The following is a 15,210-nucleotide window of genomic DNA, read 5'->3' as shown; positions in this document are numbered from 1 at the left end:
GGGATTCGCCCTGTGGTTTCCTAATGTATGCGGAAAAGGGTGGAATTGTTCTTATTTTATTCTTACGGTACCTGCCCCCAGCATAGACTCGATAGCCGCGATTAGCTCCTCGGTAGGCTTAATCCGATAATTATCGCTAAGGGCCAGGAGCTTCTGATCCCGTTCGTAGAACAGAATCGTCGCTACTGGGCCTGGATGATTCTGCAGCAGCTCCTTCAGGCGCGACAGCTGCGCAGCATTCTCGGCGGCCGGCGTGATCTTGATAAAGACACGCTGGCCTGAGCCCGGCGCTGGCGCAGCGGCCGGTGCAGGTGTTGCAGGCGCAGCTGCGCCGCCTGCAGGTCTGCCAGCGGGGCCAGTGGCGGCCCCGCTAGCCCGCGAAGCAGGAGCCGCGCCACGCGGCTGCGCTCCTGCTGAGGCCGAGCGTCCCGCGCTATACGGACGGGACGCGGCGGCACTACGGCGCTGCAGCAGGCCGCGGAGTGTCTCCGCGGATAGCAGCGCCACTTCCTCGGCCAGCAGCTTGAAGCCTTCGTCCTCCTGCTGCACCTTGGCGCGCAAGGCCAGCAGCGCGCCCTTGGCAATCAAGCCGCGGCTTCGCTTCCACACCTCGGGGAAGAGCACGACTTCGCAGCGCTCGATCTGATCTTCCCATTCGATGAAGGCCATCGATTTTCCTTGCTTCGTCGTAATTTCCTTAACGGATACGACCATGCCGGCCGTAACCGTCTGGCTCTCATCTGCGGCTTCACCGAGATCCATCAGCCGCTGTATGCCCGGCTCCTCAAGCAGCTCAGCGCTATCGTCGAGCGGATGACCTGATAGATACAGCCCCAGCAGCTCACGTTCCATCTCCAGCTGCTGTCCTACTGTGAACTTAGGGATATCCGGATAGCGAATCTCCCAATTCGGCGTCTCCACCAAATCGTCGAACAACTGGATTTGCAGTTCATCCCGCTCCTTGCGCCATTTCGTCGCGGCGTCAACGGTCTCGTCCAGCATAGCCAGCAGCTGGGCCCTATGACCCGGCAGACAGTCAAAGGCTCCTGCCTGCAGCAAAGACTCCACTACCCGCTTGTTGCAGACCCGCAGATCCACACGTCGACAGAAATCGAGCAGGCTGTCGAACGGCCGCTCCTTGCGGACCGACATAATATTCTCCACTGCTAACGTGCCGACGTTCTTAATCGCTGCGAGCCCAAAGCGGATATGCCCTGTTCCCGTTTCCTCTCCTGGAACAGGGGTAAACAGTACGCCGCTCTCATTCACATCCGGCGGTAATACGCCGATGCCCGTGCGGCGGCAGTCCAGTACATATTCCGCCACCTTACGGTGGGTTCCCATCACGGCGGTCAGCATAGATGCCATAAACTGTACCGGATAATGCGCCTTAAGATAAGCCGTCTGAAAAGCCAGCACACCATAAGCCGCCGCATGCGCACGAGGGAAGCCATAATCCGCAAACCGTACGATCATATCATAAACGGCATTCGCATCCGTTTCGTTATATCCTTGCTGCAAGCTCCCCTGTACAAAATGACTGCGTTCCTTATCCAACGTCTCGCGCTTCTTCTTAGAAACCGCTCGGCGGAGCAGATCCGCTTCACCAAGCGAGAATCCAGCCATAAGCGAAGCAATCTGCATGATCTGTTCCTGATACACAATTATCCCATAGGTATCCGCTAATATAGATTTCAAATCAGGATGCGGATACTCTACTTCGATCTGACCGTGCTTACCTGCTATATATTTCGGGATAAACTCCATCGGACCCGGACGATACAAGGCTAGAACCGATACGATATCTTCAAAACCATTAGGCTTCAAATCCTTAAGCACACGTCTTACACCCGCCGACTCCAGCTGGAAGACCCCAGTCGTCTCACCAGCACCTAACATTTCATACGTGAGCGGATCATGATCTGGTATGATTTTAAAATCTGGAACACTGCCACTCATTTCTTTAATCGAATTCATACAGCGTTCGATAATCGACAAAGTACGCAGGCCCAGAAAATCCATCTTCAGCAGCCCAACACTTTCCAAATGCTCCATAGAGTACTGAGTTAACGCTGTACTTTCGTTGCCCTCTTGAAGGGGTACAGCATCAGTCAGTGGACCTTTGGAAATAACAACACCGGCAGCATGTGTCGAAGCATGACGAGGCATACCTTCCACTTTCATTGCCATATCCAGCAAGCCTTTGATCTTCGGATTACTGTCATACAGCGCTTTTAGGTCTGGAGTAGTCTCCAGCGCTCTAGCAAGGCTGATGCCTAGTTGTCCTGGGATGAGCTTGGCAGCCTTATCTACCTCGTTATAAGGTAAATTCAGTACCCTGCCCACATCACGAACTGCAGCCCGTGCAGCCATGGTTCCGAACGTAATGATCTGTGCCACATGTTCTTTGCCGTATTTCTCCACCACATAAGCGATAACCTCATCACGACGCTCATCACTAAAATCGATATCAATATCCGGCATCGTGATCCGTTCTGGATTTAAGAAACGTTCAAAGAGCAAGTTATACTTAAGCGGATCTACATCCGTGATTCGTAGGGAATAAGCGGTAAGACTCCCCGCGGAAGAACCCCGGCCCGGACCAGTAGCAATCCCCTGACGATGACAATAAGCGATAAAATCCCACACAATTAGAAAATAATCGCTAAAACCCATATTCTCGATGACGCCAAGCTCATAGGCAAGACGCTTTTCAGCGGTTTCTCTTTGCTCAGGCGATGCCCAAAGCGGTGTGTCTATATACCGTTCTTCAAGCCCTTTAAAGCACAACTCTCGCAAATATGCAGCGGAGTCCTTACCTTCTGGAATTGGTGAATAGGCAGGCAGAATATGTTGACCGAAGGTAAGCTCCAAATTACATTTTTCTGCGATCAATAGCGTGTTACTGATAGCTTCAGGCACATGCGGGAACAACGCCGCCATCTGATCACTGCTTTTGAGAAACAGCTGATCTGTTCCGATTTTGAGCCGTTCCTCATCATCCACAGTTTTACCTGTTCCAATACAGATCAGAACATCCTGTACCTCTGCATCTTCCTTGGCCAAATAATGGACGTCATTCGTAGCTACAAGTGGGATCTCACAGGCCTTGGCAAGTGCGATCAGCTTCGGATTTACTCGTTTTTGCTCGGAAATTCCGTGATCTTGAAGCTCCAGGTAGAAGTCTTCGCCAAAAATCTCCTTATATCGCAGCGCAGCCTTTCGCGCCTCGTCATCTCTTCCATGCAACAGATGCTGCGGCACTTCGCCGCCAAGACAGGCACTGAGGCATATGATCCCCTCCGAATGAGCGGCCAGAGCCTCCATATCAATACGAGGTTTATAGTGATGACCTTCCAGATGGCCGATAGAGATCAGCTTCATCAGGTTCTTGTAGCCGGTTTCATTCTTGACGAGCAGAATCAGGTGATAAATCGGTTGATCTTTACGACTGCCTCGCTCACGGCGAGAGCCCGCGGTTAAATAGGCTTCACAGCCGATAATCGGCTTGATTCCATTCTCTTTACACGCTTTATAAAAGGGGATCGCCCCATACATCACTCCATGATCCGTAAGCGCCAGCGACTTCATGCCGTATTCGCCGGCCCGGCGCACGAGATCGGTAATGCGCGCCGCCCCGTCCAGTAAACTGTATTCGCTGTGCACATGCAAATGCACGAAAGGGCTCATCATCCCACTTCCTTTCTACTACAAAAATCAAACATAAATAGTTGTTCAAAAAGTCCGCTTTTGATCACGAAGTAACCCAAGAAGCTTACTCGACATCGAAGATTGAATTCAGGCGAAACTTCCGGTGCTCACGTAGCTCCCACTACGCTCCGCTCCTCATTTTCTACCTTCTTTCAATCTTCTCGGTGCTGAAAACCGTACTTTTTGAACTCGCACTATAAGATGAAACTATTTTATCATATTAAAGGGGGACCCGCCCATAGAATGGATTAAGAGCACATGGACAGGCAACGTTTATAGATGCCTCGTCCGGGAAGGGGCCTTTATGAGCATATTTATGAGCAAAGCCATCCTCGATTTCTTTATCGCCTTCGGCATCGTACTTGGCGGAGCTATGGTCGGCGGAATCGGCGCCGTAGTATCCCTGCAACCACCGACGCAAACAATGCTAGATGTAGCAGACCGGATTAAAATATGGGCACTTGCCGCCGCTGTAGGGGGTACTATGGACCCTTTACGGGTCATTGAAAGCAATGTGATTGGAGGTAACCTCTCCCCCGCCATCAAGCAAATCATGTATATTGCCTTCGCTTTTCTCGGAGCTCATATGGGCAGCGAGCTAGTAAAATGGGTGTGCGGCAGGGGGTAACGCCAGTGAGAGTTCCACCATTCAGTCGTTTTCGTAGATTCACCCAAATTTCCGCTATATTCATGCTGGGAATCGTCGTAGGAGCCGTCATATACAACGGTATATACCATGTTGGATATAACGTGTTATGGCTGCAAAATCAAGACTTACGCGTAGACATTGAGCAATATCAGGAAGATATTAAAACGCTCAAAAAATACAATAATACCTCTACCGTAATCAGAGAAATCAAAATCCGTTCGGAAGAGAGCAAGTCCAAAGAAGATAACCCCCTTGACCCCGTAACTGTAAAATTAATTATAAGCCAAATGGGCTCAGATCTGGAGCCCATGCGTGGTCGCAGCATGTTCGATATTGACACAGACAGTAAACTGGTTAGACTGCTGCTGGATGGCAAACTTTACATTGTGCGTGATAAGGAATACTCTGTCAAAATCCGGACGATGCTCGTCATGGAAGGTGTTCTGCAAATCTGGGTGGAAATCAGTCCTTTTAAGCGCAACTGACAACCATCGTGTGATACAATAATGGAAAGACAAAAGTGGAAATTACTTCAAGGCTTTTGCAAGACATGATAAAGGAGCTGGCTGTCCATGGTTTTATTTATCAAGTACTTATTGTTTATCCTGCTGGTGATCTTTGTAATCGGCGCCGCTGTGTACAGCTTATCCTCTCGCCGTGCCTTAAATCCCCAAGATAAGGGGCTAAAACGCTCCGTCATGAATGTGATGCTGGGCGCTATGCTCGTAACGCTTTCCCTGATTTCCATGTTTCTATTTCGCGGCTCCACCGTTAATATCATTGTTGAAGCTGCCTTTCTTCTAATCGGTGTGTTTAACATCTTCTCAGGAATACGCAGCTATAGTTATTACAGTCGTAGCCGTAGCCAGGAACAACACCAGTCGAAAGCCTAGACTATCCCTCTGATAGGATTACAAGAATAAAATAGACTACCCTCTCTATCATCGTTGAGGGCAGTCTATTTAGCATGTTTGTGATTCATTATCTATTAGCCGTGATCAATGGATTGCAGCATCAGGACAGCTTTCGCTACCAGGGTATCCGAATAGCTGATCTCTATTTCTAGCTTACATGTACGGCGACTAATCTCGAGCAGTCTCGGCATTACAATAATCGCGTGTTCGATCTGTACCGGCCGGATAAAATAGGTGGACATATTATCTAATACATAGTCATTTCCTGTAATATCCTTAGCTGCCTTAAACGCAGAGAGCGTCATTAGCGTAGACAATACACCTTCAGAAATGGTACCAAGGTCTGTGGCCATCTGAGGCGTAATAAAGCCGTGAAAAAACAATCGTCCCTCTTCATCCCGCTCATCCGCAAAACCGTTCCAGATGAGATGATCGAAGGTCTCCCCAAGCTGTGGAGTGTTACGGACATCTCGCAGACTTTGCAGCACTTCTTTACGGGTTAGGGAGCCCACCAATTTGCGGTTACGGTCTACAATGGGGAGGAAATCGACACCTTCCCACATCATGATCTGCGCAGCTGAAGCTAGTGAGGTATGCAGCGCAGCGGTAACCGGACTCCGAACCATAGCCTTTTCAATACTTTGCCCTTCTGTCAGGTTCTCTACTTCGCGTCGGCCGATAATCCCAATCACTCGGTTCCATTCATCTGTAACGGGAAAACGTTGCTCTCCAGTTTCCTCAGAAATCTGTCGTAGTTCACCTACGGTGCTTGAAATTTTTAACGTAATCATACGCGGTTTGCTGTCGACAATATCTTCTACCAGCATAATTTTTTTCTTAATCAATCTATCAAAAATCGCTCGGTTAATCATTGATGCCACGGTAAACGTGTCATGTCTTGATGAAATGATGGGGAGATCCAGTTCGTCGGCTAATGCCTTCACTTCACGACTCGTCCCGAAACCACCTGTAACCAGAACTCCGGCACCCTGCTCTAGCGCCAAGGAGTGAACATCATCGCGGTTACCCACAATAAGCAGACTGTCTGCGTCTATATAACGAATCATCGCGTCGACCTTCATCGCACCGATTACATATTTATGTAGATGTTTACTCAGTCCGCTAGCCCCGCCGAGAACATGACCTTCCACAATATCAACCACGTCACCAAACGTCAGCTGTTCAGAAATGTTACGAGGCTTCTTTTCTACACGTACTGTACCAATCCGTTCCTTCGTAATGACAATTCCAAGATTCTCAGCTTCCTTAACGGCACGATAAGCCGTTCCCTCACTGACCAACATTTCTTTTGCAAGCTTACGAACAGATATTTTGGAGCCTACCTTAAGACTTTCAATATGCTGCAGCAGTTGCTCGTGTTTAGTAATTGCATCGCCTTGACCTTCCAACTGTTACACCCCCGTACTCCGATCTGTACTATACTGTACTCATTATACACGGAGAGAATGGCACAGTACAACCGATTCATAAGCATCGAATTCGAATTTAACTGCCCGTTATTTAGCAACCTTTTCCTCTTTTTTATAGTCTGAGAGTTAAAGAAAGAGGAAAGGAGCATTGTGGATATGAACAAGACCATGTTAATAATATTTACCATTACTTTGCTTTTCATAGGACTGATCGGCTGTGGAAATGCGAGAACAGAAGTAAAACAATCAAACCAAATAGAACTGGATGCACAAAATATAGTTTCTATTAACTTAATTGAAAAAGACCAGCCGGCGACGACTATTTCTGAAGCATCATCCTTGGAACGTTTCGTTCAAGCCGTAACTACTGCTGAATATGATAAAGGACAACTAGATATTGCTCCAAGCGATTACAGAACCACCGTAAACATGAAGGAAGGCATAAGTTATGAGTTCTCTTTTTGGATCGTCGGAAGCAACAGTGGGTTACTCATTAAATCGGGACAAACGGGTCACTATCGTCTTTCGGATATCAGCAAAAAAGATCTGTTGGACTTATTCCAATCGACTGTTAAAGAAGATAAGATTTCTCCAGCAGACACTACTAACCCACAGCCCCCTAACGTTCAAGTTACTGTTGGCGGTGAGCATTTCGATGCCATTCAAGGCTCTTATTGCTGGAATGACAATGGCAAAGGCTCCTGTGTAGATATGGCTTCTTACGATCAATTAGTTACCAAACAGAAGGTACATCCCAAAGCCATCAGCCGTGATCAGGTAGAACTCAAATTCTCATCTGCACCCAAGGAGATAGAGGTTGTGGCTTCATTTCCGGGTGAGGAACGTCCGGACGAAGCTCTTTCCGTAGAAAATAACAGTTTTCAACTCGCAGCAGGTAGCGGAAAACATCTGTATATAATCCAAGCAAGATGGCCTCAGGGGAGCGCCAGTTATGTATTTGAAGTAGAATGCTCTGCCAGTAAAGAGTAACCCGTTTGTTAGACAAACTGGGTAGTGGGTAGGCGAATAGAGAATAGTCCCTTAAGAAAAAAGGAAAAATATGTTATAATGGAGAGGTGAAAGGGGATGACTTTATGCAATTTCTTTTTATACTCGCGATTCTCGTTCCTGCGGTGTGGTACTACGCGGCTCTAGGTAAACGGATATCTGCAGAAGAAAAGAAAGCTGGAAAAGATCTCTCGGATGAGATCAATCCTTTTACAGGTGCAAGATAACTTTAATCCCCCTGCTTTGTGTGGCAATTTTAAGGCCCACTGGCTTAAGCTAGTGGGCTTTTCTGTGAATCTAAGGGATTTATACCCCTCTTTCAGCTAATTTGGTGCTTTTCACGGCAATCTAGGGGATTTATACCCCTCTTTCAGCTAATTCGGCGCTTTTCACGGCAATCTAGGGGATTTATACCCCTCTTTCAGCTAATTCGGCGCTTTTCACGGCAATCTAGGGGATTTATACCCCTCTTTCAGCTAATTCGGCGCTTTTCACGGCAATCTAGGGGATTTATACCCTTCTTTTCGCCATTTCAGCGTTTTTCACGGGAATATTTAAATCTAGTTACTTAAGAACGCAGCCCCAATTCTATGATCTTTGTGTAACTCTAGTTTCTTCTTTCCATTTGGACTGCCATTGCTCCAATTTTGCTTTTCGCACAGCTTCCAAACGCTTGGTCTTCTCCTCATCAACACCGATAATAAAATGGAGATGTGCCGCAATGACCATAAAGGCAAAAAGTGACCAGACCACCCCAAAACCAAACACCCAGCTAGGCCCATTCGCAAGCGATAACTTCGGCAGAGCATACAAAAGCATGGCCAACGCCAGCAACAGATAGACACCATGTTTAAACTTGTTTCTTTTTCTCATTACTAACAGCTCCTCGTAGACAAGATATTCGATTGAATCTATATCTCTACTCTATGAACATGAAGCCCGTAATATGAGACAAGTCCATAAAAATATACTTCTACTCAAAAAATTATATAAAATAGTATGCATTTATGTAGCTAGCAAAGCTTATATATGAGATGATTATTTCATTTAGGGGGCGATTTAGAATTGAATGCAACTTATACTCATACCGAATACATAATTCGAAAAAAGGTATTTTCGATCATGGGTGCGAAACTTCATATTTATGATAACGCCGAGCAGCTTGTACTCTATTCACAAATGAAAGCATTCAAGTTGAAAGAGGATATTGCACTGTACACGGATGAGTCTATGCAAAAGGAGCTTCTGCGTATAAAAGCCCGCAATGCCATCGACTTTAGCGCTGTTTATGATGTGCATGATTCGGAGACTGGCGAACACGTTGGTGCTCTTCGGCGTAAGGGACTCAAATCGATTTTGAAAGATGAATGGACGATTCTCGATCATCATGATCAGGAAATTGGAAAAATCAAGGAAGATAGCACCGCGATGGCTATACTCCGCCGCTTCATCTCTATTATTCCTCAAAAATATAATATCGAGATGAATGATACAACGATCCCGACTTTCAAACAAAATTTTAATCCATTCGTTACAAAAATCATCGCTGACTTCTCTGAGGATCCCAAGGGAATGCTTGATCGCCGCCTAGGTTTGGCTGCTGGTATTCTTCTCTGCGCAATCGAAGGAAAACAAGATTAGCGAGTTTACTCATGTGCTAGTCACAAAAATAAATAGGGTGTTCCCAATGCCAAACGGCTTCGGGAACACCCTATTTAGATTACACTGATCAAACTTTTCAGGTGAATACCCGCTTACTAAAAGCGTTTATTCGCCATACAATTGCGACAAGCTCTCGGTAATGATCTTGTTTACATCCTCGATTACAACACTCAAACGGCGTTCTGCATCGAACAGACGGCGAATCCCAAGATTCATGTTAAGCACCTCGAATAATTTCTCCATTTTCTCCATTTCTTCCTGTGGAGGCATATCTCCGCTCATCATCCGTTGTTGAAGCTCCAATTGACCATTGCGGAAGTTGTCGAGCATCGCCTTGGCTTCAGGATCTGTTTCTACCAGTTTCATCGCGTTGGTGATATCCGCTACCTCAGTGCTTTCTTTAATGGCTTTCGCCAGTTCATGTGCTTTGTCGTGAATACTCATTATGATTCCTCCTAAAAGTTTTGTAAGTCACTACTTCTCGATTCGTCTTCGTACAAAACTCACTTCGAAAGCGTTGCTTAAGTTTTGTTTGCGTTCGCTTCCTAGAGTTACTTCGTACAAAACTCACTTCGAAAGCGTTGCTTAAGTTTCCAAATATTAATTCATCCCATGCTTGTTTCGCTTCTTGGGTCAGACTTATGAAATGATGCGGCAAGGTTTTTAAAGAGTAGGTCAATCACCAAGGGTCATATGTCTCCATATGATGAATGATATGTAACCCTTAGCTACCAAATTGCCGGCATCATGCTGCCTACCGGAAGGAGATCCACGATGTCCCAATTCAAGATCCCGGTCCATACGGTCCAGACGGGCATCCTGCAGGAAAACGCTATAATGCTTGGCGAACGATCCATGAAAAGACTCAAAATCCCGGCTCACGGAACGCTCCAGCTGGCTTTCGGCTCTTTCCGGCAGGAGGTTACCATTATCCCGGCTCCCAAATCCGAAAGCCTGCGTGTAAGCGAAGGACTGGCGCGGCGCACCGGATGGAAACATCGGCAAACCCTCAACGCCTCTTACAGCTCCGTAAGTCGTACCTTGCGACTTGGACCGTTGATCGGTGTACTCGTCAGCCGTGACCATCCAGATAATCTCGACAGGCTGTTTGGACCCATTACCATGTTCTGTCGAGAATTAACAAATGCCTGCCACTCACAAGGCGCCTATGTATATTTCTTTACCCCGGAAGCGCTGGAAACAAGCAGCTCTTCCATCCAGGGCTGGGTATACAACGAGGGTTGGAGGAAAATGAGTCTGCCCATCGCCGATGTAATCAACAATCGGCTAACGACGCGAAAGGTGGAGAATAAACCTAGCGTACAGCATTTTTTGGCGGATGTAAAATCACGGTATGGAACGCATTTCTTCAACGAAAAATTTCTTGACAAGACAGAAGTATTTGAAGCTTTAGCGCAAGACCCTTCATTGAAGCGGTATTTACCGGAATCGCATGTTTTAAACGGTTTTGCCGTTGTAAAGAAGATGTGCAGCCAATATCCAAGCGTGTTTCTAAAGCCTGTACGAGGCAGTCTCGGCAAAGGAATTCTCCGAATCTCCAAAGATGAAGGCGGAGGATACCGTTTGTTATCTACTACCTCTATAGGTACACGCAAGCAAAGCTACCCAACATTAGCTAAACTGTATCAATCCATTGCTCCCAAGATGAAGACAACGCGCTACCAGATTCAACAAGGATTGCCCTTGATGGAGCTCGGTAAGCGTCCTGTAGATTTTCGAGCACTTGTACAGAAGAATGGTACCGGGAAATGGGGCGTTACCTCCATTGTCGCTCGCACCGCTGGAAGCAATCATTTCGTCTCCAATCTAGCAAGAGGTGGCAGTCTCAGTACTGTCCGTGAAGCCGTTAGCAAGAGCAGCCTTCCTCCAGGTACCAAGGATAGCGTACAGCTTCAGCTTCCAAGAGCAGCACTTGCCATTGCAAGAGGAGTAGAAACCTTTATCCCTGCTCATTTTGGAGAGCTCGGAATCGATCTGGCACTGGATCAATCCGGACGAATATGGCTCTTGGAGGTTAATTCCAAACCTTCCAAGAACGATAATACACCGCTAAACGATCAAAAAATCAGACCGTCCGTCAAGCAAATGATTCTGTATTGTCGCTATTTGGCCGGTTTATAAGGAGGACACAATGACTGAAACAGCTATGGGGTTCCTCGGCATTATGACGGGCCGTCGCCACGGGAATCCTCCGATTGCCGAGCCAGAATTTTGCAGTCATTTATGCCGTGCAGCTCCGCGATACAACCTTAAAGTCCTCGTGTTTCATCCGGACGGAGTAGCGGCAGACGGGTCATCTATAACCGGTTATACATGGAAAGACGGAAGCTGGCACAATACGACCTCTACACCACCAGATATCATTTATAATCGTTGTTTTTACAATAGTCCGAAAGAAAGAAAAGAAGCCTCTTCTGCACTCTCTTTCCTTCACCGCTCACTACCTTGGTCAAGAGGTTTACCTGATAAATGGGGCGTATACGAGATCTTGAAGCGCAACCGAAGAGCCGCTATTTTACTGCCGGAAACTGTTCTTTATACCGGTACACGCAAGTTAAGCAATATGCTCGCTGAAAGAGAATACGGGGTCTTCCTAAAACCCAAAGCAGGCTCTCATGGCAAACGTACATTGCATGCCATACTGCAGAACAGACGCTCTGGAGGAGGCATAAGAGTACGAGGGCGTGATGGGACAAATACACCCTTTCAATATGTATTCAGCTCGCAGGATGAAGGACTGAACTGGATTCATGAATTTATCGGCACACGCCGCTATATTATACAGCCTTATCTGCACCTAACTAATCGTAAGGGGCAACCGTTCGATGTGCGTGTATTGATGCAAAAGAATGGCCTCGGTCGCTGGGATCTTACTGGCATGGCCGTTCGGCTGGGTAATCATGGTTCACTGACTTCGAACCTGCATGGCGGTGGAACTGCGGTTCCTCCTTTGCCCTTTTTACTTGCAGAATATGGTCAGGACGGAAAAGACATCATGCAGGAGCTTGCTGCAGAAGCTGCATACTTGCCTCCTCTTCTGGAGGCCGCATGCGGTAGGCTTGGAGAACTCGGCCTAGATTTCGGTATTGATTCGAGCGGTCGGATTCATTTACTAGAAGCAAATTCCAAGCCAGGGCGCACGGTATTCCGGCTGACGGGCGACCGCCGGGCTGCTAAGCTCGCCGCCGAGAATCCACTGTCTTATGCGCGCCATCTGCTACTCACACAGCGACGGATACCATCCCTATCTACGGACAGCTCCGTTATAAACGGGAGAATGATAACAATGGTTCCTAAGGAGGATTCATAAATGAGTCTCACTTTTTGCAATGTGCATTTTACTAAGCAGCCCCAAAGAGTTGTATATGTATCAGGTGCACTGATGAAAAGCTTGAAATTAACCGGGAAGAAGAACATTCGCCTTAGACTCGGTAAAGATGCCATCCCGACCATGATCAAGCCCATCAAGCGCGCCGGAAATCATCTATTCCTCGCCACTGGTGTAAAGAGTGCTATCAAGGTTCCGAAATCTGGTGGTATCTATTTACGCAATCTGCAAAACGACGAGGTACAGCTGGGACCTTTAGTCGGTGTATTGACCGATGGGCCAGCATCTTCAAATCAACCCTTCGGTTCTCGCACTGGCTTTATAAAGCAATTACTGCGGGAAGGCAGTAACAAATGTTATATATTTGCCTTTATGCCGCGTGATATCAACTGGCAACAGGAGCAGGTCTATGGTTATTTCTTAACCGCAGGCGGCAAATTCGAACGTAAAATGGTTCCTCTGCCTGATGTCGTCTACAATCGGCTACCCAGTCGGAGAGCGGAGACTTCACCTTATATCAACCAGCTTCGCGAACGCTTTATGCGCAAGAAAATCCCTTACTTCAACTGGAGCTTTTTCAATAAGTCCGATATTTATCGGTTGCTAGAGAATGACGGAGCAGCAAACCGTTACGTACCTGAGACACACAGCAATCCCTCCTCCGAAAAAATGAGAGAAATGCTGGATCACCACCATTTTGTATATTACAAACCTTCCGCAGGCAGCCTGGGTCACGGGATTTACCGACTTACCTATCTGCCGAAAAAAGGATATTTTGCCCGCTACCGCAAAGGTGGAAAAAACGTACTTCTGCGCTTCACTACCTTTGAAAGCCTCATGCGTATGCTTCGGTCACGACACGGTCAAGGCCTGCAAAATTATATCGTCCAACAAGGAATACGTTTGATTGAAATTGATGGCTGCCCCATTGATTTCCGATTCCATATGCATAAAAACGGCAGTAATCAATGGATTGTAGTTGGTATTGGTGCGAAGAAAGCCGGCCGAGGCAGTGTCACCACTCACCTCAAAAATGGGGGGGCATTGCTTACACCTGGGCAGGCGCTCGGGCGTGTATTCGGCAGCCGAGCAGATGAAGTATTACAGCGTGCGAAGAGTACAGCCATTAAGCTGGCAGAATCCTTAGAAATCCAGCATCGTCATTTGCTCGGTGAAATTGGCTTTGATCTCGGCATTGATCAGGATGAAGACATCTGGATGTTCGAGGCCAACGCCAAACCAGGACGTTCCATCTTCCGTCATCCTTCCCTGCGCGCTGAGGGCAAAGCTTCCATCGAGCACATTCTGGAGCATTGTCTATACCTCAGCAAATTCCGCAGGAGGGATGAGATGTGAACACCCATATTCCGGATGAAACAAAACCCGTTATTGCCATACTGACAACCAGCGATAAAGTAAGGCATTTTAATGGCAACCGTAATAATTTCCGGGACATCATTCGCACAGGCAAGGAACTGGGATTTCTTGTCTACGTCGTCACTGTCCGTGACTTGAAGCTCGAGGAACGGATGGTGAACGGTTATGTCCCATCATCCAGCGGAAGAATATGGTACAGCATTCCTGTACCTCTTCCACAAATCATCTATAATCGAATTCCTACCCGTGAGGATGAGGAAAAACCTGCTGTCGTACGCAAAATAGCTCAATGCCTGGAACATCCAGGCATTAAGCTATATAATCCATATTTTTTCAATAAATGGAGTCTATTTGAATGGCTGAAGGGCTCGCATGCCACCTCAAAACATGTTCCAAAAACCAGACGTTTACGCAGTGCAAACACGCTTATTGCCATGCTAAATAATCATACCAGTCTCTACCTAAAACCTGAGAATGGCAAAGCAGGTAAAGGAATTATGCGTTTAAAATACCGTGCAGATACCACCTTACCCTATCGTCTGCAAATTCAAAGCGGCAAAAAAAATGTGACCTACAAAGCTGCCTCAGTAGAACGCCTCTGGGCACGGATAGGAAAAGAAAAGGGAAGCTCACGCTATATCGTACAGCAAGCTATTGAACTAGCAACTCACCGAGGACGACCATTTGATCTACGTGTACTTCTGCAGAAAAATGGCAGAGGCGGCTGGGCAATGACCGGCATAGGTGCACGTCTAGCTGGTGCCCGCAGCATCACTACGCATGTACCTCGTGGCGGAAGTATCGAGGAGCCCTCCACCATGCTGGAAAGCACATTTGGAACCGAAAGAGCAGCCTCTATCTTAAAAAGTGTACCTACAACTGCTCTGTTAATTGCCAGACAAATTGAAAGAGCCTCTGATTCTATGCTTGGGGAGATGTCGATGGATCTCGGTGTCGATGAGAACGGTGGACTCTGGTTCTTTGAGGCAAACTCCCGTCCGATGAAATTTGATGAGCCTGCGATTCGCAAGCTTTCTTTGGAGCGAATCTTTCAATATGGCCAGCACTTAGCACGCCATATCAAGTAGAATTCATTAAAGGATGTGACAC

At 47.2% G+C, this 15,210-nt stretch carries 14 protein-coding genes; 10 read left to right on the top strand and 4 right to left on the bottom strand.

Features of this window, described 5'->3' with window-relative positions; translation table 11 throughout:
• Window positions 1-51 precede the first annotated feature (51 nt).
• On the bottom strand, window positions 52-3,690 hold the full coding sequence (locus H70737_RS08920; RefSeq protein WP_042186503.1) for a DNA polymerase III subunit alpha: 3,639 nt from the start codon (window positions 3,688-3,690) through the stop codon (window positions 52-54).
• Window positions 3,691-4,015: 325 nt separating this feature from the next.
• Between H70737_RS08920 and H70737_RS08915 the strand changes: the two genes are divergently transcribed.
• From H70737_RS08915 to H70737_RS08905, 3 genes are all read left to right on the top strand, one after another.
• A complete protein-coding gene (locus H70737_RS08915; RefSeq protein WP_042186502.1) occupies window positions 4,016-4,339 on the top strand; it encodes a YtrH family sporulation protein in 324 nt (107 codons plus the stop codon).
• A 5-nt stretch (window positions 4,340-4,344) separates the two neighbouring features.
• Window positions 4,345-4,845 (top strand): sporulation membrane protein YtrI, encoded by a 501-nt coding sequence (locus H70737_RS08910; RefSeq protein ID WP_042186499.1) that lies wholly within the window; start codon window positions 4,345-4,347, stop codon window positions 4,843-4,845.
• An 87-nt stretch (window positions 4,846-4,932) separates the two neighbouring features.
• Window positions 4,933-5,253 (top strand): YtpI family protein, encoded by a 321-nt coding sequence (locus tag H70737_RS08905; RefSeq protein ID WP_042186497.1) that lies wholly within the window; start codon window positions 4,933-4,935, stop codon window positions 5,251-5,253.
• A 95-nt stretch (window positions 5,254-5,348) separates the two neighbouring features.
• Here H70737_RS08905 and H70737_RS08900 read toward each other — a convergent pair whose 3' ends face one another.
• Complete coding sequence (locus H70737_RS08900) at window positions 5,349-6,683, bottom strand: DRTGG domain-containing protein (RefSeq protein WP_042186494.1); 1,335 nt, start codon at window positions 6,681-6,683, stop codon at window positions 5,349-5,351.
• 177 nt (window positions 6,684-6,860) lie between these two features.
• Between H70737_RS08900 and H70737_RS08895 the strand changes: the two genes are divergently transcribed.
• Both H70737_RS08895 and H70737_RS31010 read left to right on the top strand, forming a co-directional pair.
• The gene (locus H70737_RS08895) at window positions 6,861-7,694 is read left to right on the top strand and encodes a YhfM domain-containing protein (protein WP_042186492.1); all 834 of its coding nucleotides are present in this window, start codon (window positions 6,861-6,863) and stop codon (window positions 7,692-7,694) included.
• Window positions 7,695-7,798: 104 nt separating this feature from the next.
• Window positions 7,799-7,939 carry a hypothetical protein gene (locus H70737_RS31010; protein WP_179085720.1) on the top strand — a complete coding sequence of 47 codons (141 nt, stop codon included), beginning with the start codon at window positions 7,799-7,801 and terminating at the stop codon, window positions 7,937-7,939.
• 361 nt (window positions 7,940-8,300) lie between these two features.
• Here the strand turns inward: H70737_RS31010 and H70737_RS08890 are convergent, their stop codons facing one another.
• Window positions 8,301-8,585: a hypothetical protein gene (locus H70737_RS08890; RefSeq protein ID WP_042186490.1), complete on the bottom strand. Its 285-nt coding sequence runs from the start codon at window positions 8,583-8,585 to the stop codon at window positions 8,301-8,303.
• 192 nt (window positions 8,586-8,777) lie between these two features.
• Between H70737_RS08890 and H70737_RS08885 the strand changes: the two genes are divergently transcribed.
• The gene (locus H70737_RS08885) at window positions 8,778-9,353 is read left to right on the top strand and encodes an LURP-one-related family protein (protein WP_042186488.1); all 576 of its coding nucleotides are present in this window, start codon (window positions 8,778-8,780) and stop codon (window positions 9,351-9,353) included.
• Between the two features lie 126 nt (window positions 9,354-9,479).
• Here the strand turns inward: H70737_RS08885 and H70737_RS08880 are convergent, their stop codons facing one another.
• Entirely contained in the window at window positions 9,480-9,818 is a 339-nt protein-coding gene (locus tag H70737_RS08880; protein ID WP_042186485.1) for a YlbF/YmcA family competence regulator, read from the bottom strand.
• A gap of 330 nt (window positions 9,819-10,148) precedes the next feature.
• Here H70737_RS08880 and H70737_RS08875 point away from each other — a divergent pair, with 330 nt between their 5' ends.
• From H70737_RS08875 to H70737_RS08860, 4 genes are read left to right on the top strand one after another with little or no spacing between them, the layout of a single operon-like run.
• Window positions 10,149-11,516 carry a YheC/YheD family endospore coat-associated protein gene (locus tag H70737_RS08875; protein ID WP_042186482.1) on the top strand — a complete coding sequence of 456 codons (1,368 nt, stop codon included), beginning with the start codon at window positions 10,149-10,151 and terminating at the stop codon, window positions 11,514-11,516.
• 10 nt (window positions 11,517-11,526) lie between these two features.
• A complete protein-coding gene (locus H70737_RS08870) occupies window positions 11,527-12,705 on the top strand; it encodes a YheC/YheD family endospore coat-associated protein (RefSeq protein WP_052404216.1) in 1,179 nt (392 codons plus the stop codon).
• The gene (locus H70737_RS08865) at window positions 12,706-14,079 is read left to right on the top strand and encodes a YheC/YheD family endospore coat-associated protein (RefSeq protein WP_042186478.1); all 1,374 of its coding nucleotides are present in this window, start codon (window positions 12,706-12,708) and stop codon (window positions 14,077-14,079) included.
• Window positions 14,076-15,188 (top strand): YheC/YheD family endospore coat-associated protein, encoded by a 1,113-nt coding sequence (locus H70737_RS08860; RefSeq protein WP_042186475.1) that lies wholly within the window; start codon window positions 14,076-14,078, stop codon window positions 15,186-15,188. Before H70737_RS08865 ends, H70737_RS08860 begins: the two co-directional genes overlap by 4 nt.
• Window positions 15,189-15,210 lie beyond the last annotated feature (22 nt).

This window comes from Paenibacillus sp. FSL H7-0737, from assembly GCF_000758545.1.
In the GTDB taxonomy this organism is placed as follows: Bacteria; Bacillota; Bacilli; order Paenibacillales; family Paenibacillaceae; genus Paenibacillus_AQ.
The sequence above is the reverse complement of the archived record's forward strand: the minus strand, read 5'-3'. Positions and strand labels throughout refer to the sequence as shown.

Bases quoted from the DNA above. Each gene is read 5' to 3' on its own strand.
- H70737_RS08920 (WP_042186503.1), bottom strand. From the start codon at position 3,690: ATGAGCCCTTTCGTGCATTTGCATGTGCACAGCGAATACAGTTTACTG.
- H70737_RS08870 (WP_052404216.1), top strand. From the start codon at position 11,527: ATGACTGAAACAGCTATGGGGTTCCTCGGCATTATGACGGGCCGTCGC.
- H70737_RS08880 (WP_042186485.1), bottom strand. From the start codon at position 9,818: ATGAGTATTCACGACAAAGCACATGAACTGGCGAAAGCCATTAAAGAA.
- H70737_RS08875 (WP_042186482.1), top strand. From the start codon at position 10,149: ATGTCCCAATTCAAGATCCCGGTCCATACGGTCCAGACGGGCATCCTG.
- H70737_RS08890 (WP_042186490.1), bottom strand. From the start codon at position 8,585: ATGAGAAAAAGAAACAAGTTTAAACATGGTGTCTATCTGTTGCTGGCG.
- H70737_RS08915 (WP_042186502.1), top strand. From the start codon at position 4,016: ATGAGCATATTTATGAGCAAAGCCATCCTCGATTTCTTTATCGCCTTC.
- H70737_RS31010 (WP_179085720.1), top strand. From the start codon at position 7,799: ATGCAATTTCTTTTTATACTCGCGATTCTCGTTCCTGCGGTGTGGTAC.
- H70737_RS08865 (WP_042186478.1), top strand. From the start codon at position 12,706: ATGAGTCTCACTTTTTGCAATGTGCATTTTACTAAGCAGCCCCAAAGA.
- H70737_RS08895 (WP_042186492.1), top strand. From the start codon at position 6,861: ATGAACAAGACCATGTTAATAATATTTACCATTACTTTGCTTTTCATA.
- H70737_RS08905 (WP_042186497.1), top strand. From the start codon at position 4,933: ATGGTTTTATTTATCAAGTACTTATTGTTTATCCTGCTGGTGATCTTT.